Here is a 21,975-nt window from a genome sequence, read left to right on the forward strand (position 1 = left end):
TTCGATGCTCAATTTATTTCAAGGATGCAGCCTGCAGCTCGTTTTCCCACGCAGGTGCATCATAATATTCACGGACACGGTAGTATTCGGCCGTCATTTTTTTCTGCACGTTAGCGTATTCTGGATTGTCAAATAAATTTTTCATTTCGCAAGGATCCGCCTCGAGGTCGAACAGGTTCCACTCATCCGTGGCAGGGAAATGGATCAACTTGTGCTGTTTTGTACGTACACCAAAGTGAACAGGAACGTTGTGTTCACCCACTTCATAGTAGGCGTAATAAACCGACTTGCGCCAATCACTGACCTCACCCTTAAATACCGGCAGCAAAGACATTCCCTGCACATCAGATGGAACCGTGATGCCAGCGGCCTCCGCAAAAGTCGGGGCATAGTCAATATTCTGAATCAATTCCTGCGGTCGTGACCCCGGCTTGATCACACCCGGCCAGGAAATAAGGAAGGGCATCTTAAACGATTCTTCGAACATCCATCGCTTGTCGAACCAGCCATGCTCACCGAGATAGAATCCTTGATCGGACGAATAGATGACAATCGTATTTTCGGCCAGTCCGTTTTCTTCTAGATAGTCGAGCATCCGTCCAATGTTTTCATCCACGCTTTTAACTGTGGAAAGATAGTTTTTGATATAGCGCTGGTACTTCCAGCAAAGCACATCCTGTTTGCTCATTTTCCCTTTGTTAAACTCGGCTAAAAACTTTTTATTCAACGGCCCAAAATAGGCGTCCCATGCGGTTTTCTGCTCATCGGTCATACGGTTGTATTCGATGGCGGGATGCTGATCCGGTCCGGGTAGAGTCACTCCAGTATGCTCGTCCTTCCGCAGTTTTAAGTCATACATCCAGTGCATATGCTGGCCGATTTCCATTTCGTTGCCCGGCAGAGTTCTACTGCGGGTGGCATAGTCGTCGAATAGGTTATCCGGTTCCGGGATCGTAATCCCGTCGAACGCACCGAGGTGACGAAGAGCGGGTGAAAACGTACGATGTGGCGCCTTGTGCTGGCACATCAGAAAAAAAGGTTTGTTCTTATCGCGCGAGTCCAGCCAGTCGATCGCTTTGTCTGTTGTGACATCCGTGGCATATCCCATGGCCTGTTCTGTCGACCCGTCCATCTGCAGGAAAATCGGATTATAGTATTGGCCCTGGCCGGGGTAGACTTCCCAGTGGTCAAAGCCTACCGGCGTGGACTTAAGGTGCCATTTTCCGATAACGGCCGTTGCATATCCCGCATTGTTCAGCGCACTGGCAACCGTCCATTGCGTGCCATCAAACGGATTTCCGCTATTATACAGGAATCCGTTTTTGTGGCTGTGCTTACCGGTCAGAATACAGGCCCGTGATGGCCCGCAAATCGAATTAGCCACAAAGGAGTTTTCAAAAACCGCGCCCGAGGTTGCCAGCCGATCAATGTTGGGTGTCGGCGCAACTTCTGCCAAGGGACCACCATAGGCCGAAATCGCATTCAGCGCGTGATCATCTGAAAAGAGGAACAGAATGTTTGGGCGCTCGGCCGCCTCTGTCGCAAGGAACCCAAGTGTCGAAAGCAATAATGCAATTGTAATACGTTTCATTCTTATTCTCCGAGATTTCGATAATTCACGCCGGCGGCATCGAAGCGCATCTGTTGCACCTTCATGCGTTTGAGGAAGGATTCGTAATCTTTCTGCTCCTTCGGCAACCAGACCACTTCAGCCAAAGCACAGGCGCGCGGGAAAGCCATGTATTCGACCTGCTTCAAACTTTTCATGTATTCCGACCAAAGCTGCGCCTGGGAACCAAGAATGTGCCCTGCTTCTTCTTTGCTCAACTCCTCCAGAACCGGTTCGAAACCGTAGACCTTTTCCAGCGGAAGATGGCCGCCGATCGCCATAGGCTCATTCACCGTATCGTCTGTCTGATAGAAATCAAAATAGAGGTAGATCGTGGGAGCCACAACAATGTCATGCCCCTCCCTTATGGCCTTAATGATCGACTCCCGGACTTCCGTCTGGTGCGGCTTCCCGCGCCACCACGTAATCGCAGCATTTTCTGCCAACCCGCCTTCGGCAATTTCGTCCCAGCCGATCAAACGGCGCTTATTGGCAACCAGGAAATCGTCGATCTGTTTGATGAACCAGCTCTGCATTTCATGCATATCCTTCAGGCCGCGCTCTTTTAAGAGTTGCTGAACGCGCTCGCTGTTTTCCCACTGGGTCTTCTTCGCCTCATCACCGCCAACGTGAATAAACTCGGACGGAAAGAGCTCCATGACTTCCGTTAGCACATCCTTGCAAAACTGGACGGTCGATTCCTCGGGATTGAGAATGATTTCACTGACCCCCCACCGGGTCATCACGTCCGTCGGCACAGTCGTGCATCCGAGTTCCGGGTAGGCCGCAATCGCCGCCTGCATGTGGCCAGGCATATCGATTTCAGGAACAATCGTGATGTGGCGTTCAGCTGCATAAGCCACCACCTCGCGGATGTCATCCTGCGTATAATAACCGCCATGGGGCTTTCCATCGTATGTGAAAGGCTGGCCATTGCGTTTTCCCAGAAGGCCATGCCCGGCCAGCGTTTCTTTGCGCCAAGCCCCTACCTCGGTAAGCTTGGGATATTTTTTAATTTCGATGCGCCAACCCTGATCATCGGTCAGATGCCAGTGAAAGGTATTGAGCTTGAGCGAAGCCATGGAGTCGAGGAATTTCATCACGTCTTCTTTCGGCATGAAATGGCGGGAAACATCCAAATGCATCCCACGCCATCCCAACCTTGGAACATCGCGAATTTCAACCGTTTGAATTTTCCAATCGTTGGAAACGGTATCCTTCGAAAAAATTGCAGGGGGAAGCAGTTGTCGAAAGGTTTGCGCTCCATAGAACAAGCCGTCAGGACGGCCTGCTGAAATAATCACACTGTCTTCAACACTCAAGGTATAGCCCTCGTTTCCAAGGTCTGGATTTTCAAAGGTTTGGAAAACAACACTGCCCATGCATGCGGGTTTGACCGGAAGATCAAAACCAGTTGCAGGGCGCAACTGAGCCGCCAGCATTTCCGCGCTGCTCTTTGCCGCGTCGTCGGCGTAGGCGATAACTGCGTCAGATTTAAGTTCGAAGATTTTGCCCGTTTCCTTTAACTCCAACGGCTGCGGGATAATTGATGGTACGGCGAATGCGGTCGAAGCCGCCAGACACGTAGAGAGTATAATTTTTTTCATCACAAAGATTCCTAAGATTTATGAGTATGTAACTTTCCCCAGACGGAGAAGAGGAAGAATGCAGACGCGGCAGCCACACCACCGAGAATGATGCCGCGCATCATTTCGCCATAGACAAAGCTCCCTATACAAAAGAGCGAGCAGTAAACAAAGGCACAGCCGATGAACACGCAGAGAATTTCCAACGGAACTTCCCACGACTTTCCGTGCTCTTCACCGTCGATCATGTCGCCTTCGGCCTCGGCCGTGGCGATCAGTTTTTTCCAGCCGGGCCCGCCGGGCTGACAAATGCGGTAGAAGTGGCGCAACGTTTCCTGCGACTCGGGTTTGGTCACAAACGTCCCCAGAATCCAAGCAATGGTGGTTCCAATCACGGCAATCAGGAATTTAACACTGTTTCCAGAAAGCGTGAACGTGTCGCTGATTTGTATGTCCAGCAGCGCTTCGCGCTCGCCGTTGAAGGCAAACGTAAGCACCAGCGCGACGATGGTGGTGAAGACCATCGCGAAAATTTCGCTATAGGCATTGATACGCCACCAGAACCAGCGCAGCAGATAGATGGCACCGGAACCCGCACCGGAGAGCAGCAACAGATTAAACGCCTGCGTGGCATTCGTAAGCGCAAGGGAAAGCGCGCCCGCCAGCACCATCAGAGCAACCGTGCAGATGCGGCCCATGCGAACCATTTCTTTCTCGCTGGCATCCTTTTTAAGGAAGCGTTTGTAGAAATCATTCACGGCATACGATGAACCCCAGTTGAGGTGCGTGCCAATGGTCGACATATAGGCCGCGATGATCGACGCAATCACGAGACCGAGGAATCCGGGACTCAACTTGGAGATCATGGCCGGATAAGCGATGTCATTGCCGATAATGCTTTGATCGACGTGAGGGAAGGCACTCTGGATATCGGAGACCTCGGGAAAGACCACGAGCGACGCGAGCGCGACGATAATCCACGGCCACGGGCGCAGGGCATAGTGCGCAAAGTTGAAGAAAAGGGTCGCGCCGACGGCGTTCTTTTCATCCTTGGCCGCGAGCATGCGCTGAGCAATATAACCGCCACCGCCCGGCTCGGCACCGGGATACCACGCCGCCCACCACTGAACCGCCAACGGCATCAGCAGCATCGGAACCCACATGTTCGGGTCGTTGAAGTCGGGAAAAATATTAAGCTTGTCGACCACGTTGACATGGGAAAGCAGTCCGGCCAAACCGAAGTCATTTGCGCTCTCCACCACGCCGGCATTGAAGGAGGCAATACCCGCTTCCTTAACGGAGTGGATGGCCGCCCAGATCGCACCGAACATGGCGATGGAATACTGGAAAAAGTCGGCCCAGATACAGCCCTTGATGCCGCCAAGCGTGGCGTAGATCACCACACCGATTGATCCAAATATTATGCACTGAACCTTACTCAACCCAAACAGCAACTCGCCGTATTTAATAATTGCGAGCGTGACGGTAGCCATGATGAGTACATTGAAAAACACGCCGAGATAGATCGCGCGGAAGCCGCGCAGAAACGAAGCGGGCTTGCCACCGTAGCGGAGTTCGTAGAACCCGAGGTCGGTCATCACGCCGGAACGCCGCCAGAGCTTGGCATAGATGAATACCGTCACCATCCCGGTGATCAAAAACGCCCACCAATACCAGTTCTTAGCCACGCCGCCTTCACGCACCAGCCCGCAGACCAGATTTGGGGTGTCGGCCGAAAAGGTGCAGGCCACCATGGAAACGCCCAGCAGCCACCACGGCATTCCTCGCCCCCCCAAAAAGAAATCAGCCGAACTTTTACCCGCCTGCCGCGACTGCCACAAACCGATACCAATTACGACGACAAAGAAAACCCCGATAATCGACCAGTCCAACCCAGTCATCGGCACACCGATTGTATTGCTCACACCCTTCAAAATTACCTCCTGTAAAATTCATTGCTTGTATGAATTAGATAATCTCGCGGATCCCGATTTCTATACACTGATTGTATCTTTTCCGCTTTTCGATCTCTGGCGCCAATGGCACCTCAGCACGACCCACCCGCCCTCTATTGATGAGCAGTTGAAAAAAGGCGGCTCTCTGCCTGTAGTTTCGCAACGACGCCCCAGACCACCAGCACAACGATGCATGACCTCAGGTCTATCAACTTATGCCTCAGGCTAGTCGTCGAGATAGACTCCCAGACACCGTCCCCAGAATACCCCATCGCTCAATACGACTGCTCATCGGAAAAGATGAAAAATGTATTAGCGCATAAAATCACATCTTCCTCTGTGGATCGTTCAGGCTTTCCAGAAATTCCTTTTCTGATTGCCCGCCTTTCTTCCAGTCGTTCATTTCCTCGACTCGTTCGGCGTAGGAGGCCGGCCCGAATTCTTTGAGATACAGTTGATGGAACGGTTCATTTTTCAACTCTTGCGAGGGAAGCGGATGGGCATCGTTTATCATGTAAGTGGTCGCATCTGCCCAAAATTGGTCATACTCCTTTTGAAGCATCGCGACGACCTCCGGATAGTGGGCTGCAATATTCTTTGTTTCACCCAGATCCTCTCGCATATCATACAGCTCACGATGATCGTACAGTTTGAATTTCCCATTCTGAATCGACACATTCTTATATTGGCTCTGGCCCCGCGCACCGTTTTCCCAACGTCCCCGGTGACCAATAATCAGACGCTGGTCCCACCCCTCATCGGCTTCTCCGCACAACACCGGCAACAGACTGCGCCCGTCCCATGGGTTTGTTCCCGGAGGGGCGACTTTGGCTCCCGCCAGGTCGGCCAGCGTTTCAAACCAGTCGATATGCCCACAGAGTTCCCCGCGGTCTACATTTCCCGGAAGATGCTTCGGCCAGGAAACGAGACAGGGCACCCAAAGCCCCCCTTCATACGAGCTGCCTTTGCCACCCTTCAATTTGGTTCCATGAACGGTTTGATGACTGCGGCCATTATCGGTATAGAAAACAAGCAGGGTGTCTTCCCTTAACCCATTATCATCCAGAAACTGAATAATCTTCCCAACATTGTCATCAATATTGGCCTGCATTTTTTCATAACTTGTTGCTTTCGACCCGAACCGATCCTCATAGCCAAGCGGTGGAATATGCGGGCTATGCGGTGCGTTGGGAACGATATAGGCGAAAAACGGTTTCCCGGATTCCTTGTTCTGCTTGATCCATTCGATAGCTTTATCAAAAAAAATGTCGGAGCAATAACCTTTGGTTTGAATGGGCGTCTCATTATGAAGCACGATAGGGTCATGATAGGTATTGGCTGGAAAATCCGCACTATTTGGCCACGATTGACCGATCCCTCCGGCCCCATGCTGCCAGACTTCGTCGAAACCTCTTTGATACGGACGATAAGGTTTTTCGTCGCCAAGATGCCACTTCCCGAACATAGCCGTTGTATATCCGTTATCTCTAAGCATCTGGGGAAGAGTCAACAGCTCTAGATTCATTCGATCCCTTCCGTAGATCGTATGCGTGACTCCGGCATAAAATTCGTGGCGGCCCGTCATCAGGGATGCCCGGCTTGGAGCACAGGTCGGAGAAACATGGAAGCGGTTGAGACGCAGGGACTGATCATACAGTTTGTCCAGATGGGGCGACAGCGCACCACCGCCATAACGGCCAACAGTATCAAAACTGTTATCATCGGTAATGACAAAGACCATGTTTGGACGAGTTCCTTGCAGATCATCCGGTTTGAGAGCTTCCGCCTTCACTTGAAATCCTGCCAACCATGCGGTCGCCAGCGCAGTTAACCATACTTTATTCATAGCTTATCTTCCTTACTTTATTCATTGATCATCTTCAATCTCACAGGGCGTGGAGAGTAAAGGATGACTCGACCTTCAGCCGCAGAAATTGATTGGGTTCCTCCATGAGGATTCGATTCGCGACCGCATCGACACCCATCAAACCATCCTCCACATATTGTTAAATCCAAACCAAAAACTCTTCGCCTCATCGAACAGCGAACTGTCTATACTATTCGTAATCAGCGGACAGGGAGTTTCTATACACGGAATCGCCACGATCGTTCTTTTAACCCTTCTGGTCGGAAAACCATTTCCTACTGCGCGAAGACAAGCGCTTCTACCTGACTCCCTAGGGTAAGCCTTGTGTCTTAACAGCCTCAATGGCCGCAACGGTTGCCACCGCCAACAGAACCCCACAGAACCTTCTCATCCGCATCGTGAAAAAAACTCCAGTTGAACAAAGAGCCCCCAGGCATCCGAAAAATACCTGGAAGGCCACCGCGATATTCAGAACACCTTGAAACCGATTATCTTTTTTCCATCCAGACCAGTTGTTCCCACCATTTGGGGCCATCATTCTTCTGTGGTGCGCCCGGCGTACTGCGCCCGTCTTCGACAATTTTTGTCAGCATCTTCGCCATGAGCTCAACCCTCTCTGGATGAGTCTTATACAGGTTCTTCTTTTCCGCCGGATCAGCACTCAAATCGTGAAGTTCATAGTTGCCGCCGCGATTGTACTTGAGTTTCCACGGACCATCCCGGAAGCCGAACTGTCCGGAATAATCGTGATGTACCATGCTCGTTCTTGAGTATCCGCCCGACCGCCCCTTGAGCAGCGGGACCATGCTGAAGCTGTCCTCTGCTTCGGTATCCGCAAGAGGCTTACCCACCAGTTCGGCGCAGGTGGCATAGAAATCATTCAAATTACACGGCACATCACAGGCGGTGCCCGGCGTGATGGCGGCAGGCCACTGAACGATGAACGGAACCCGATGCCCGCCCTCATGCAGATCGCCCTTGCGCCCCCGGTAAATACCACTTGGATGATGGTCAAACTGCTCTTCCTTTTCTAAAGAGAACGATACTCTGGAAGCCCCGTTGTCAGCAGAGAATATGAGTAATGTGTTTTCAAGCAATCCGGTTTTTTCGAGCGCCATCACGATCTGCCCGACCGTCCAGTCTGCTTCCTGAACAAAATCGCCGTAGATTCCGCATTGGCTGGTGCCCTTGAATTCTTCGCGCGGCACAACCGGCGTATGCGGAGAGTTGAGCGGCAAATATAGAAAGAAGGGAACGCCTTCCTGCTGTGCCTCAATATAGGCCACGGCCTTTTCAGAGAAGTGCTGCAGCACTTTCTCAGGGCGGAAGCCCGGCACCTGCAACCCGCCACGCATCATAAGCTGCAAAGTATCATTCTTTTTGCGCCCCTGTCTCGGGCGCAGCTCCGTGGGGACCACCGTTACACGATCACCATTAAGGAACGTGTAAGGAGGAAAGTCGAGCGACGCATTAATTCCATAATATGTATCAAACCCGCAATCCAGCGGACCACCGGTAAACGGCTGAGTGAAATCAATCTTGTCATCCATTTTAGGCGGGGTCCAATCCGTAATCGGGGAACCATCTTTTGTTTTCCAGTTCAGCCCGAGGTGCCACTTGCCAATCATGGCCGTTTTGTAACCTTTGCTTTTCAGTATGTCGGCCACTATGGAGCGATCCGGAGCAATGACCGCCTTTCCATATCCGTTGACCACCATGCCCTTGAGTTCGCTGCGCCAGTTATAACGGCCGGTTAGCAGGCCGTAGCGCGTAGGCGTACAGACGGCCGACGACGTATGCGCATCGGTAAACTTCATACCGCCCCGGATCATCGCATCCAGATGCGGCGTTGCAAGTTTAGCCTGAGCATTGAGGCCCGACACATCACCCACACCCATATCATCAGCCAGGATGAATATAATATTGGGGCGGCCTTCAGGGGGCTTCGCTTCGCGGTGACCATCGGCAACCGACATCACGGCAGAGGCTGCAATTGTACTCAAGATCTGTATATTTATTTTCTTCATTGTATTTCCTTTATGATCACCCGCTTAAACATACGGACGCAAGCGGGCACCTGAAATTCAGGCGCCCGTGTTTCTCACCCAATGATTGGTTGATTAAAGTCCGGCGGCCCCAACTCGCAACCGAAGAAACTGCTGGACCTTTGCATCAATTGAAATTCGGTTGGTGACGGAATTGAACCCGGCAGCACCAAAATTGAAGTTTGTGCCGATGACTTCATAGACCACACCGACCCAGCCCGGCGCGTTTACCAGATCCTCATCACTTTCCAGATAATAAGTCAGCCCCCGGATATCCGCGTCGTATCGTACCGGATGGACATATTCCAGATAGTTGACTCCACCCTCTTCCATGATTGCACTGACGGATGCGACCCCGACATCAGCGGCATCAACCGGATTGCCTCCGAGCGCATACTCCGCCAAATTATCCAATGCATCACCATCTGCATTATCGGTCAGGTTTGTCGCGGCTCCCAGCCCCGGATAATTATCCAGCCAGAGGCTATACCCCGACTCCACCGTAATCTGAGGTTCTTGATTCAAGGTCATGTAGCCAATCGACATGGACTGGTCCGCCGGCCAGCTCCCGGCGGTATTTATGTTCAACTTGAACTGATTATAGTTCACCAAATTCATGCTTGCACCGGAATCATATTGAGTAAAACTGGCATCCGTATCCCATTTCCAGGATGCACGATAGCTTCCGTCATCAAGATCAAACTGAAGCCGCATAACAATCCCCGTCCCATTGCTCTGATAGGGGATTTCATTGATGGTACTGCCCGAGACATAAGTTCCGGGGGCTACCCAGGATGAAACAACCATGCCGTTATAGTTAGAATCAACCCCTAAACCGATCATCATGGATTCACCGTCGGTAAGCGATGACTGAACGGATGCCCTGATAAGATTGCCATGGTTTTCAGCCGTCTGATCCCATTCGCTAATGTAAAGATCGATCGTGTAAACGCCGTTGCTGTAAACATCAGCGAGAGACATTGTCGGCCCCTTGCTCGCGGTCACGTCCCGAAAGAGAACATTTCCTAATCCGTCCGTGGCGGCATCGATACCGGTTAGCGCGGGAAAGCTACCAGGATCATTGCCCGTTTGATCCACCGAACTGAGAGCTGTGGTGGCGACATCGTTCATTTGATACTCGACGATATAAATAGACTCCGGTTGAGTCATAAAGGTCTCAACCATTAGATGGTCAAAAACAGCCTTATCGGTGCTGTTAGACCAGTTATTATAAACGATCTTGATCGAATCGAAACGATCGATGCCCAGACCGGCCAAATCAACGGCGCCGCTACCGGTCGCACCATTGATATCCCAGGCGTACCCGCCTGCGCTATAGTCCAGTTCCACCGATATAACAGTAGATACATTGGTCGACAAAACCGGCTGAGCAGTCTGATTTCCAAGGAAAAGATTTGGTGGCGTCCCCTCTTCACGCAAATATACCTGCCCTCGTAGTGTGTCGCTGGTATCTACATCGAGAAGCCGTATGGTCACAGAATCCGATGAAACAGAATCCATCAGGATCACATCAAGAATCGTTTGTGTAGAAGGATCAACAGAGAAATCGACCGATGAAAGATCGTACGAAAGCTTCACCTTGCTCGTAGCACCGTTCGTCAGAACGATTGGCGTAGAAAGCAAAATCGTATCATTTCCGTTTCCGGAGTTCGGCGCAAAGATGAACGTCCCGTCATCATTTATCTGCGCGATTCCGTTGTGATTCGTGTCAAAGGTCGCCCCGAGGCTGGTTCCATTGGTTGAGAACTGGAACTGTCTGTTGTCATCCATGCCCCAGACTTCAGCATATCCCAGCCCGGCAACAGAAGGAGACGGGTCAATCGCCCAGGAGAGCGCGCCGAGCAGGGAGTTTGTATGGGAAAATTCAACATCCTGCCCGACTTCCCAAATCATCATGCCGCAACCGGCATCCGCGCTAAAGCCATTGATTGATTGCATCGTATTTTGGCCGACATATAAGAGATCTTTTCCCTCGAAATTATACACATCCAGCGCGGGGTCTATGCTGCCGCCGGACAAGGCCACTATTTGAGCATACGGCTTCACCACAGAACGATCCGCGGAACGCCCGAAGAACGGCACGCCCGGGCAGACTTTCGTGGCACTGTATCCCTGCCCGCCTGCTGATTCGGATTGGGCATAAAGGTCGAAACGTTCCTGAAAGCTTGAAAGGGTATTCCCATAACTCATCACATAGACCGCGTCGGTGTAGGGGCGACAGCGCCGGACGGCTTCAAGAGCGTAGGTCGCACCGGCATAGCCGGTCCATGCGGCAGTCAGCTCGATACCATGCGGTGAAAGTTCCTGTTCAAGTGCGGCAAAAAGTTGCTCTGCACGGTCCGGATCCTCAGATGTGTTCGGGTGCTCCCAATCGATATCTATTCCGTCAAGGCCGTAAGCAAGAGCCATGTCGCGCACATAAGCCGCAAAGGTGTCGATCATGCCGTTTATTGCCAGCCCCTGGAACTCGGCATAGATATCGCCGCCCCCAATGCAGACGCTGGCCTTAACACCACGGCTCGCACAGGCGGCAACGATCTGCTCAATATCGGTCGAGGTCAGCCCCGCCGCGCCAGTTGCTGATTCGTATGTCGTTACGCCGCCGACTTCGCTGAAGACCTTGAAGGTTCCCGTTAGCGGATCAGGTATGACGTTGAAAGCGATCACGTGCGTCAGGGAGTCTAATTGATCGGGAATCAATGACCGGTAGTGCGGAAGATAGCCGACGATCCGCGGCGAGTCGGGCGGGGAAGAGTACATTCTGAAATGATCCAGCCAGCAATAGCCGGCAACGCCCGTGATTTCAATGGCCAGTTCACTTCCCACATGAGCGGGTTCGACGACATAGTCCAATGCCGCCGTAGGCCAGGTGCCATCACCGACAGTATCCGTGCGCTCACACAGGGTCGTGTAGGTCTCGCCGTTCTTGGCGACGAGCTTGATGGTACGCGTATAGCTGGCGCCACCGCGATAACTGTCATATCGAAGCGTCAGTGTTTCGCCACCCGTCAAAACATGAGAAAGATCCTGCCGGATTACACCCCCGGCCCCGATTGAGAGACATCTGGCACCGTCAGAAGTCGCTGTACTGATCGATGCGGCCGATCCACTCAAGTTCGTCCATGAAGACATAAACGCCTCAAAACTACTGTTCTGAATTTCAACAACAGCAGCACCCGCCGAAAAAAATCCAGCCAGGCAAAGTAAACCCGTCAGCCATCCGAATTTATTCATCATGATCTTATCCCACCGTCAACATTTTGAGAACCCAGGGTTAACTCTTCCTTGGTTCCTTCTACTACACAAAAGGACCTGCTACATGCAGGCCCTTTTGCTTAACCAACATGGCGTTTAGCCTGAATTACAAGAAAGATTCTACCTTCAGCTTCAGGAACTGCTGATCCTTGGCATCAGTAGGAATCCGGTTGGTGACCGAGTCGAATCCAGAAACCTCATAATTGAGATTTGTTCCGACAATTTCGTAGACCGCACTGACCCAGCCCGGTGCCACGATCAGATTCTCATCGCTTTCCAGATAGTAGGTCAGGCCGCGGGCGTCCGCATCGTCCCGAATGGCATGAACATATTCCAAATAGTTCGTTCCACCATCTACCGCAGTTCCGACCACAGAGCCAATTCCGGTATCAGCACCGTCAACCGGATTTCCACCGAGAGCATACTCCGCCAGGTTGTCCAGCATATCCCCATCCGGATTGTCGGTCAGGTTCGTCGCTGTGCCGAGTTCGGAATACGTCGTCAGCCATGCGAGATACATCGCCCCGGGACTTGCCTCCGGGGGGTTCGGATCTGTCACCGTGATATAATCGATTGATGCAGTTTGAGTTCCGTCGCCGGGCCGAAGCTCTATCGCATCGAATTTATCCACAAACCCTGCATTAAACGCCTTGGCATTAACAAATGTTGTAAATGCGGCATCGGTATCGAATTTCCAGGATACCGTGTAGGTCAAATCATCCAGATTAAATTCCGCCTGAATGACAACACCTGTCCCGTCGCTAACCAGCGGAATTTCAGTGGTGTTTCCGAAGTCAAATGCCGGATCTCCACTTTGCCAGGAACGAATTTCACAGTGGCCGTTAACGTTGTCAGCGACATATTCCAAGTATAACGCGTGGCTGGCATCAAAAAGCCCCACCTTTACACCTTTTCCGTCCACTGCTGTGGAGAAATCCCACTCGCTCAAACGCCACTCCGCCACAAATACACCATTTGTTCGAACGGAATCAAAAATATGCTTCATCGACTGAACCGCAGCCGTAGCATTCGTAACAAACAGATTCCCCGCGCCATCTGCGGCAGGCCCTGGAACGGTATTGAACTGGCCTAAATAATCATTCCCGGTTTGCGCCAACTCATCGGGAGTCGTACCGATGTTATCGTCCATTTGATAATTGATCACATACGCAGACAACGGATGAGGCCCACTGGAAGCATTTCCAAAAGTCTCAACCTTCAGGCTGTCTAAGACGGCCTGATCGGTGCTGTTTGACCAGGTGTTGTAATAAATCTTCAGCGAATCAAAACGATTGATACCTAACCCGGACAAGTCCACAGCGCCAGTACCGGTTACTCCATTAATATCCCAAGCGTATGAGCCGGCCTCATAGTCCAGCTCGACGGAGATAGACGCAGGTGCGCTGAGCGATAAAGTCGGGGACACATCCTGGTTTCCGAGGAAGAGATTAGGAATCGTCCCGGCTTCCCGCAGATAGACCTGCCCTCGCAGTGTATCGCCGGTGTTCACATCGAGGAGCCTAATGGTCAGGGAATCCGACGAAGCAGAATCCATCAGGATCACATCAAGGGTCGTCCGCGTGGCCGGATCAACAGAGAAATCGACCGATGAAAGATCGTACGAAAGCTTCACCTTGCTCGTAGCACCGTTCGTCAGAACGATTGGCGTAGAAAGCAAAATCGTATCATTTCCGGAAACCGATGTTGGCGAAAAGATAAAGGTTCCGTCATCGTCGATCTGCGTGATGCTGTTGTTATTCGTATCAAAGGTCGAACCAAGACTGGTGCCATTGGTTGAGAGCTGGAACTGACCGTTGTCATCCATGTCCCAGACTTCAGCATACCCGTATTCGGCTTCCGTCTGCACCGACGCGTCCTTCTCAACAGTAATGGAATCGAACACGATGAAATCCCCGGCCCCGAGGAAATTTCTTTGATAGGTACGAATCCGGTCCAGTTTATCAAGTCCAGACAGATCGTTATCAATGGTCATAACCTTATCATCAAAGCCGACGACGGAGAGCGTCAAGGTGCCTGCATCAACATTTAATTTCGCTGTAGCCTGTACATCCGTTTCAGCCAGAGTTGGCAGGTTTATATACTTATTAGCTGTCGCGCCCTCAGTAATGGCTACACCATCGATCTTGCCGGTGAGAATAAATTGCATGATCGTTTTGTTCCAGTTCAACCCGAAATTTAACTGCAAAAAATCTCCGGCATCACCCGAGTTCGCCAGTTGGATGCCAAACGCATTGGCAGTCGCGGGGTCGCCTGACATATCTACACTGTCAATATTCAGAGTGAATTGGGCATACCCCGCGCTCATATCAATGGATTCATTTAGCAGGCTCCAGGCCGACAGATCGGAAGCCGTGCCGCTGGTGATTGGATCAAATTTAAACGTCCCGTCCACCTGTGCAGCGGTCTGAAGGGTGGAATCGAAATCACCCAGCAGAATGCCGTTGTTTGAAGGTTCTTCTCCCGACGTTGCGCTACTAGCATCAAACGTCCACGTATCCACCACCGTCGCAGCGTTTGCGACTTGTGCGGCAAAACTCATAGCCATTGCCGTTGTTGTTGCTATTATCCACGATCTCTTCATCTGTTTCTCCTGTTCGTAGTTTAGAGCGTATCACAGTTTGTTTACGCTATATAATTATAGATAACAGCTGATCATGCGGTTTCTATACAGATGAGTGAAAAAAAGTGAATTTGCAATTTTTGAGCATCCCATTCGTGCATTCGGAACCACACCCCGCACAGCCCGACTCAAGGGATGGATTGGAGGGATTCCTTAGAGGTCTTTAAAGGATTGGAAACCGCTAGGGCCGACGACGCTTGCCGGGGTCCCAGAGTTTGGGAACAGATTAAATGAACCAACGCAATCGGTTCCATATCGTCCATCAGATTAGTTACAGATCCGAGCGCTGGATATTCAAGGAGCCAATCACGATTGGCCCTGCCGGATCCAGCGGGCCCGAATCAAAAACCACATCCGACACTGAAAAAGTTCTTCCGACGCGTATAGAATTTCACTATCCAGACATTATAAGCTCATAAAGAAGCTCAACATTGCAGGTGATCCGTTTAGAGGTAAGTTTCACAAGGGAAAAACCAGGACGCTGAATGCGCGATTTAAAAACATAATTCGAGGATTTATAATATTTCAACCAACGGATTCAGGATATCGCCATTTACTCTTCCTCTTCAGGAAGAGTAAATTTAAAGTTCGTGTTTCTACATTTCATCTAAAAAAGCTATGGGACATCAAATCGAACAAGAAGCAAAACCGCCTCGCCTCGCCTCGCTTGATGCCCTTCGGGGCTTTGATATGTTCTGGATTATTGGGGGCAGCGGCCTGCTGATTGCTCTGCTGGAGGTGCTTCGACTCCCCCATGACTGGATCCTGGAAGTGAAGGCTCAACTGAGGCATGTGAAATGGGAGGGATTTCATTTTCTAGATCTTGTTTTCCCCCTCTTCGTTTTTATGTCCGGAGTTACAATTCCATACTCCATCTTATCCAAAAAAGAAAAAGGGGTTGCGCCGAGGCGGCTTCAATTAAAGATTGTGAAACGAGCGGTTCTTTTAATTATAATCGGGTTGAGTTTCAGTGTTTTTAGATTTAATCCCAGTGCCGTTCGATTTTACACCGTATTGTGGCTTATTGGGATGAGCTACCTCATCGGAGCCAGTCTTTCGCTGCATGTGGAAAGCTGGCAGAAAAAGGTTTTTACGATTATAGGGGTCTTACTGGCTTACCATCTCGTAATGCTTTATCTGCCCTTCCCCGGAAAAGAATCCGGGATCACTCCTGAAAATAATCTCGCGGCCTGGATGGATCGGAGTCTTATCTCCACAAACCTATATCGAAAGGTTTATGACCCCGAAGGCTCAATTCGGGTGATTACAGCAGGAATGCTGTGCCTACTGGGAGCCTTAACCGGGCAACGAATAAAATCCTATCCCAACGCAAAACTACGCTGCGGGCTGGAGCTTTTCGGAGCGGGCCTTGGCTTTCTGTTTTTCGGATGGATCTGGAGCTTTTTCTTCCCCATCATTAAAGACCTGTGGTCACCATCCTTCATTCTCTGGACCGCTGGGTGGTCCCTCCTGCTGCTCTCCATATTCTATACCGTCATCGACGTCTGGAAACAAAAGTGGATGGGCTGGTTTTTCATCCCGATCGGAATGAATTCAATTACGATTTATGTCGGGCAGCACTATGTCAACTTTGGCGATATTCAGCATTATTTCTTCGGAGGACTCGCCAATATCTGCTCTGATGCTGATCTGAAAAAGTTAGTTTTAGCCTTCGGATTAATTGCCATTAAATGGGGCTTTCTATATTGGCTTTTCATAAAAAAACTATTTCTTCGGGTTTAGTTTCCTCTCTAATCCCTGCAACGGCAACCATTCCAAAAACCTGTCATTCCCCGTTATCGCCGGATATTCAATCCGGTCACTGGAAACTGGGATGATCTCGGGGTGTTAACTCCGACAGGTTGCTAGCACTCGTTTCCTTCTATGTGTATAGAATTGCGCTATCCATACATTATAAACTTATAGATGATCTTGGCCGTTGCGGATGATCCGCTTAGGGGTAAGTTTCACAATGGGAAAACAAGGGCGCTGAATGCGCGATTTAAAAACACAATTCGAGGATTTATATTTATGACCCGCATGATCAAACACACAATCTTTCACTTGGCAATATTGCTGAGCATCGTCTCTGTTTCAGCTCAGGAGAATGTTTCGACCCTACCCGTTCGAGGGTGGTGCATTCCTGTTCCACAACCCGCCCAAGTTGATCGTTTTGTTGAATTTATTGATACCGAACTCTCAAAAACGGATCTAAACCTTTTGATTGTCCGCATTAACTACAACTATGAGTTTAAGTCTCATCCCGAACTGGCAGAAAGAAGTGCGCTGAGCAAGGAACAAATTAAAAAGATCCTGAACGCCTGCCGGAGAAACGATATCGAGCTCATGCCCTTGGTGAACCTGCTGGGACATCAATCATGGAAAAAGGACGGCATTCATTCTCTCCTCAAGGTATACCCCGACTTCGAAGAAAACCCGGGGGACAAGATCCACGACGAGAAATTCTATTGCCGTAGTTACTGCCCTCTTCACCCGGAGGTACACAACGTGGTTTTTTCCGTGCTTGACGAAATCGCTGCAGCTTTTGAGTGCTCGGCCATGCATGTGGGAATGGACGAAGTGTTTATTCTTGGAGAGGATGGCTGTAATCGATGCAAAGGCAAAAACACAGCAGAACTCTTTGCAGGTGAAGCAAACCGTATTTACGAGCACCTGAAAGAAAAAAATCTGAACATGTATATGTGGGGCGACCGCCTGCTTGATGGGAAAACAACCGGGTTGGGTGAGTGGGCCGCTTCATTCAACGGCACACACCCCGCCATTGATTTGATTTCAAAAGAAATTATCATCTGCGACTGGCAATACGGACGAACACCTCCCACAGCATCCTACTTTGCCATGAAAGGCTTCAATGTCATCAGTTGCTCACACCACGTCCCCAATGTGGCAACATGGCAAATTGAGGAAATGCTGCGCGCCCGGTCTGCCAAGAGCGGTATCATCTCTCAACGCATGCAGGGCGTCATGCACACCCAATGGGGCCCGTTAAAGTGGTTTCTTGATGGATATGAAGGGAAACCATGCCCTGAGACCACGGCCCAAGCGGTTGAAACCTTCAAGGCTATGTATCAACAGGACACCAACAATTAAGAAATTTGTATACGCATTCAGTTCAAACCAGAAGGAAAACCTATGAAAATCCACTCGATAAACAGATTGTCAATTTCTCTTCTCTGCATCGGCATACTTCATTCTGCTCACGCAAACCCTGGATATGACGACGAGCTCGTGGCGCTGAATAACGAATCAACAAAATCAGTCAGGGAGTCTGCGTGGTACAAGGCATCACAACAGACCCGGGACGCACGGTTGGCATGGTGGACAGATGCCCGATTCGGCTGCATGATGCACTGGGGGGCCTACAGCGCGCTGGGCGGGGAGTATGAAGGAAAGCAGATTACCGGCGTCCCGGGCTATGCCGAACAGATTATGCGCCAAGCCAAAATCACCGTCGCCGACTACAAGGAAAACGTAGTCAAAAAATTCAACCCCCAAAAATTCAATGCCGATGAATGGTGCCAACTGCTCTCCGAGGCAGGCATGAAATATCTGGTGATTACCGCAAAACACCATGACGGCTTCGCCGTGTGGCAGAGCGATGTAAATGACTATGACATGGGCATGACCCCGTTCAAACGCGACCCCATGATGGAACTGAAAAAGGCCTGCGACAAGTTCGGCATCAAACTTGGCTTCTACTACAGCCAGGCCCAAGAATGGAGCCACCCTTACGGAACCTATAATCGATGGGAATTCAATCACCCAGTAAACAGTGGAGGATGCTGGTATCTGCAGACCAAAAATAAAGAACATGCGCTGAATGTCGGCAAGTATTTCGATGAAGTTGCCATCCCCCATGTTTTGGAGCTGTCACGAAAGTATGACCCCGCCATCTTCTGGTTCGATGTCGCCTTCTGTGCACCCCAGTGGGAAAACAACAGACTGCTGAAAGCGCTGCGTGCGGAAAATCCCAACGTCATTGTTAACAGCCGGATCGGCGCGGATCTGGGCGATTACCTTTCTACCAATGACAAAGCCATCGAGTTTCGGCTGCTTGATGCCCCGTGGGAAGGCATCCCGACCACCACCGAAAGCTATGGCTATCACAAGTTTGATAAAACGCACAAAAAGCCGGAAGAGCTGATTGAAGTATTGATTAAAGCCACCGCAAAATCTGGAAACACCATGCTCAATGTTGGCCCGAAAGGCGATGGAACCATTGACGCAGCCGATGCAGATGTTTTAAGGGGAATCGGCGCCTGGCTGAAAATAAACGGAGAATCGATTCGCGGTTGCGGATACTCCGGCCTGCCCGCCCAAAGCTGGGGCCAGATCACAACCAAAGGTAATAATCTCTACCTGCATATCCTCCAGAAACCAGCCGACGGAATGATAAAACTCTACGGACTGACAAACAACTTGCTCTGTGCCTCGTCCTTGAAAAGCGGCTCCGTGTTAAACACCGAACAGGCGGCGAATATCTGTACGGTTTCCGTTTCGGAAGAACTGCTTCAGGAAAATATTCCGGTGATCAAACTGACCTATGAAGGAAACATAACCCCATCTTCTAGGCAGTACATCATTGCGAACATGAAAAACAAACTGCACGTTTTTGAAGCACAGGTTTCGGGCCCCGAAAAGGGATTCACCTATGGCAGCGGCCAAGAAGAGAGCGAATACATCTACAGATGGAAAAATTCAGACACCTACCCCGAATGGCAGATTGATGTGGAGCAAGCCGGAAACTACGACATCGATATCTATTTTGATAAACCCAAGAAGATGTGGAACCAACCCGAAATACATGATGAAGCCGACTTTAAGCTTCTCAAAGACAACGCCGTGATTGCATCGTTCAGGCATGCCGGGAAGGGAATCGTCACACTTGAAAATGTAAAACTGAATGGCAAGTCTACACTCGCACTTCAGATCGATCAACTCATCGGTGAAGAAGCCGGACTCTTGAAATATCTGGTGATCAAGAGAAAATAAGACCTATATCATCCCCGCCTCTGGCATTCCCTCTCACGCAACATCCCTGAGTGGAGGGAAGAGCTCTTGAGGAGAAATCGTTAATCTCACCGAGTTCTGCTTCGTAGCCGAACATTAGATACCGAAACTCACAAGGGAGCCACACATCAACAAGGATATAATATGACAATGAGACTAAATTTTCTGACTGCAATCACCTGTTTTGTGTTAACAAGTTTTTGCGCACAAGCAGCAGACGTGGTCTCAGACACAGCACTGCGGAGATACGCGGATCGCGCATCGGCGGATACTCTGAACGACTGGCGGGCACTGAAATTCGGGCTCTTCATTCACTGGGGACTCTACTCCATTCCGGCGGGGGTGTGGGATGAAGAACCTATAAAGAAAGGATACAGTGAGCAAATTATGGCCTGGGCGGATATTCCGCGAGCTGAATACGCGAAATTGGCAGAGCAATTCACTGCCGCCCAATGGGATCCCGATGCCCTCTGCCTCCTGGCCAAACAGGCGGGCATGAAATATATCGTCATTACCAGTAAGCACCACGACGGGTTTTGCCTGTTTCATACAGAAACGACAACGTTCAATACCGTCGATGCAACACCGTTCGGTCGGGATGTAGTCGGCTCACTTGCGGAAGCCTGCAAGCGCCATGGTCTCAAGCTTGGTCTCTATTTCTCCAATATCGACTGGTCGCACCCGGAAGGAAACACCCCGGAACCTCAGAAGAATTCCAATCCGATTCCGAAGGGACTTGAAGAGATCAACGTCAGACAGCTCAGAGAACTAACCACCCAGTATGGTGAGCTCGCCGAGATCTGGTTTGATATGGGTGCACCGACGTGGAATCAGAGCGTACGGTTCGCCCAAACCGTGCGAGACGCACAACCCCATTGTGCCGTGAGTGGCAGAGTGTGGAATCATCAGGGCGATTTCACCGTTGTGGGAGACAACGTGACCCCGGAGGCAGCCATTCGAGAGCCTTGGCAAAGTCCCGAAACCATCTACCACAAAACATGGGGATATCGTACATGGCAAGAGCGGTTGGGATTGAAAGATAAGATCGCCGAAAAGATCGAACATCTCTCTAAAGTGGCGTCTCTCGGCGGCGTATACCTACTCAACATCGGCCCCCGTGGCGATGGCTCCATTGTGGAGTTTGAAGCAGATGTTTTACGCGGTGTCGGAGAGTGGATGCAGATACATAAAGAAGCCATTCACGGCACGGAACCTCAGCCCTTCTACGAGAACCTACCCTATGGATGTGCGACATTTAGACCGAGAAAACTGTACCTGCATGTTCACGATCTGCCCGAAGATGGATCCCTCCCCATGCCCGGACTGTACAGCCCGGTCAAACGCGCCTATCTCCTGCACGATAAGGATAAGAGCGACCTAACGGTTCGCGGTTCTGCAGGCAGTATGGCGATCACTCTCTCCTCGGCCGCCACACAGTGGCCGGTCCAGATTATTGTGGTCGAACTGGAGGGCCCCCTCGACATCCGTCCTCCGCAACTTAAGCCGGAGGCTCCGGGCCTTTTCAGCCTTAACGAGAAGGATGCGTATCGACGGATTGCACGCAATGGGCCGGACTGCTTCAGTCCTGGAGTGACCACGGGCTACACGTGGGATTTCTCCCTGAGCCAGAGCGGAACCTATAAAATTGTTCCCGAAATCTTATCGCCCGACCAGCCATGCAGAATCGAATTACTTGTGGATGGCACGTCGCACATTCTGGAAGTGGATGCCAGCGCCGAAAAAACCATTTCCGTAGAAACGAGGCCACTAACCCTACAGGCCGACTGCCCCATTCAACTAACGGTCCAGTCGCCAAGTTATGTCTCAGGCGAGCCCGTTGGTGTTAGACTGGATAAGGTTAGAATCATGAGCCTAGGCAACACGCTCTCCCCGCCCGTGCCCCTGCCGGAGAAGTAAGCACCTAATTAAAATTAACTCCCAACCTTTTACAGGCCGTTCCATTTT

Annotated in this window: 11 protein-coding genes; 4 read left to right on the forward strand and 7 right to left on the reverse strand. The window is 50.8% G+C overall.

Annotated features, from left to right (window positions below):
- Positions 1–13: 13 nt before the first annotated feature.
- The 7 genes from SCARR_RS13990 to SCARR_RS14020 form a co-directional block, all read right to left on the reverse strand.
- Complete coding sequence (locus SCARR_RS13990) at positions 14–1,591, reverse strand: sulfatase family protein (protein WP_136062304.1); 1,578 nt, start codon at positions 1,589–1,591, stop codon at positions 14–16.
- A gap of 2 nt (positions 1,592–1,593) precedes the next feature.
- Positions 1,594–3,216 carry a beta-N-acetylhexosaminidase gene (locus tag SCARR_RS13995; protein WP_136062305.1) on the reverse strand — a complete coding sequence of 541 codons (1,623 nt, stop codon included), beginning with the start codon at positions 3,214–3,216 and terminating at the stop codon, positions 1,594–1,596.
- A gap of 11 nt (positions 3,217–3,227) precedes the next feature.
- On the reverse strand, positions 3,228–5,102 hold the full coding sequence (locus tag SCARR_RS14000) for a sodium:solute symporter family protein (RefSeq protein ID WP_136064611.1): 1,875 nt from the start codon (positions 5,100–5,102) through the stop codon (positions 3,228–3,230).
- A gap of 373 nt (positions 5,103–5,475) precedes the next feature.
- Positions 5,476–6,996, reverse strand: a complete 1,521-nt coding sequence (locus SCARR_RS14005; protein ID WP_136062306.1) for an arylsulfatase — start codon at positions 6,994–6,996, stop codon at positions 5,476–5,478.
- A 509-nt stretch (positions 6,997–7,505) separates the two neighbouring features.
- Positions 7,506–9,044, reverse strand: a complete 1,539-nt coding sequence (locus SCARR_RS14010) for a sulfatase family protein (RefSeq protein WP_222846322.1) — start codon at positions 9,042–9,044, stop codon at positions 7,506–7,508.
- 93 nt (positions 9,045–9,137) lie between these two features.
- The gene (locus tag SCARR_RS14015) at positions 9,138–12,320 is read right to left on the reverse strand and encodes a glycoside hydrolase family 18 protein (RefSeq protein WP_136062307.1); all 3,183 of its coding nucleotides are present in this window, start codon (positions 12,318–12,320) and stop codon (positions 9,138–9,140) included.
- A 124-nt stretch (positions 12,321–12,444) separates the two neighbouring features.
- Positions 12,445–14,940: a hypothetical protein gene (locus SCARR_RS14020; protein ID WP_136062308.1), complete on the reverse strand. Its 2,496-nt coding sequence runs from the start codon at positions 14,938–14,940 to the stop codon at positions 12,445–12,447.
- Positions 14,941–15,597: 657 nt separating this feature from the next.
- Between SCARR_RS14020 and SCARR_RS14025 the strand changes: the two genes are divergently transcribed.
- The 4 genes from SCARR_RS14025 to SCARR_RS14040 all read left to right on the forward strand — a co-directional run bounded on the left by SCARR_RS14025 (position 15,598) and on the right by SCARR_RS14040 (position 21,927).
- Positions 15,598–16,722: an acyltransferase family protein gene (locus SCARR_RS14025; RefSeq protein WP_136062309.1), complete on the forward strand. Its 1,125-nt coding sequence runs from the start codon at positions 15,598–15,600 to the stop codon at positions 16,720–16,722.
- 288 nt (positions 16,723–17,010) lie between these two features.
- Entirely contained in the window at positions 17,011–18,090 is a 1,080-nt protein-coding gene (locus SCARR_RS14030; protein WP_168433306.1) for a family 20 glycosylhydrolase, read from the forward strand.
- A gap of 42 nt (positions 18,091–18,132) precedes the next feature.
- The gene (locus SCARR_RS14035; protein WP_136062311.1) at positions 18,133–19,992 is read left to right on the forward strand and encodes an alpha-L-fucosidase; all 1,860 of its coding nucleotides are present in this window, start codon (positions 18,133–18,135) and stop codon (positions 19,990–19,992) included.
- 162 nt (positions 19,993–20,154) lie between these two features.
- Positions 20,155–21,927 (forward strand): alpha-L-fucosidase, encoded by a 1,773-nt coding sequence (locus tag SCARR_RS14040; protein ID WP_136062312.1) that lies wholly within the window; start codon positions 20,155–20,157, stop codon positions 21,925–21,927.
- Positions 21,928–21,975: the final 48 nt, after the last annotated feature.

This window comes from Pontiella sulfatireligans (genome assembly GCF_900890705.1).
Lineage (GTDB): Bacteria > Verrucomicrobiota > Kiritimatiellia > Kiritimatiellales > Pontiellaceae > Pontiella > Pontiella sulfatireligans.

Coding starts and splice junctions, on each gene's coding strand:
- SCARR_RS13990 (WP_136062304.1), bottom strand. CDS start 1,591: ATGAAACGTATTACAATTGCATTATTGCTTTCGACACTTGGGTTCCTT.
- SCARR_RS13995 (WP_136062305.1), bottom strand. CDS start 3,216: ATGAAAAAAATTATACTCTCTACGTGTCTGGCGGCTTCGACCGCATTC.
- SCARR_RS14005 (WP_136062306.1), bottom strand. CDS start 6,996: ATGAATAAAGTATGGTTAACTGCGCTGGCGACCGCATGGTTGGCAGGA.
- SCARR_RS14010 (WP_222846322.1), bottom strand. CDS start 9,044: ATGAAGAAAATAAATATACAGATCTTGAGTACAATTGCAGCCTCTGCC.
- SCARR_RS14015 (WP_136062307.1), bottom strand. CDS start 12,320: ATGATGAATAAATTCGGATGGCTGACGGGTTTACTTTGCCTGGCTGGA.
- SCARR_RS14020 (WP_136062308.1), bottom strand. CDS start 14,940: ATGAAGAGATCGTGGATAATAGCAACAACAACGGCAATGGCTATGAGT.
- SCARR_RS14025 (WP_136062309.1), top strand. CDS start 15,598: ATGGGACATCAAATCGAACAAGAAGCAAAACCGCCTCGCCTCGCCTCG.
- SCARR_RS14030 (WP_168433306.1), top strand. CDS start 17,011: ATGACCCGCATGATCAAACACACAATCTTTCACTTGGCAATATTGCTG.
- SCARR_RS14035 (WP_136062311.1), top strand. CDS start 18,133: ATGAAAATCCACTCGATAAACAGATTGTCAATTTCTCTTCTCTGCATC.
- SCARR_RS14040 (WP_136062312.1), top strand. CDS start 20,155: ATGACAATGAGACTAAATTTTCTGACTGCAATCACCTGTTTTGTGTTA.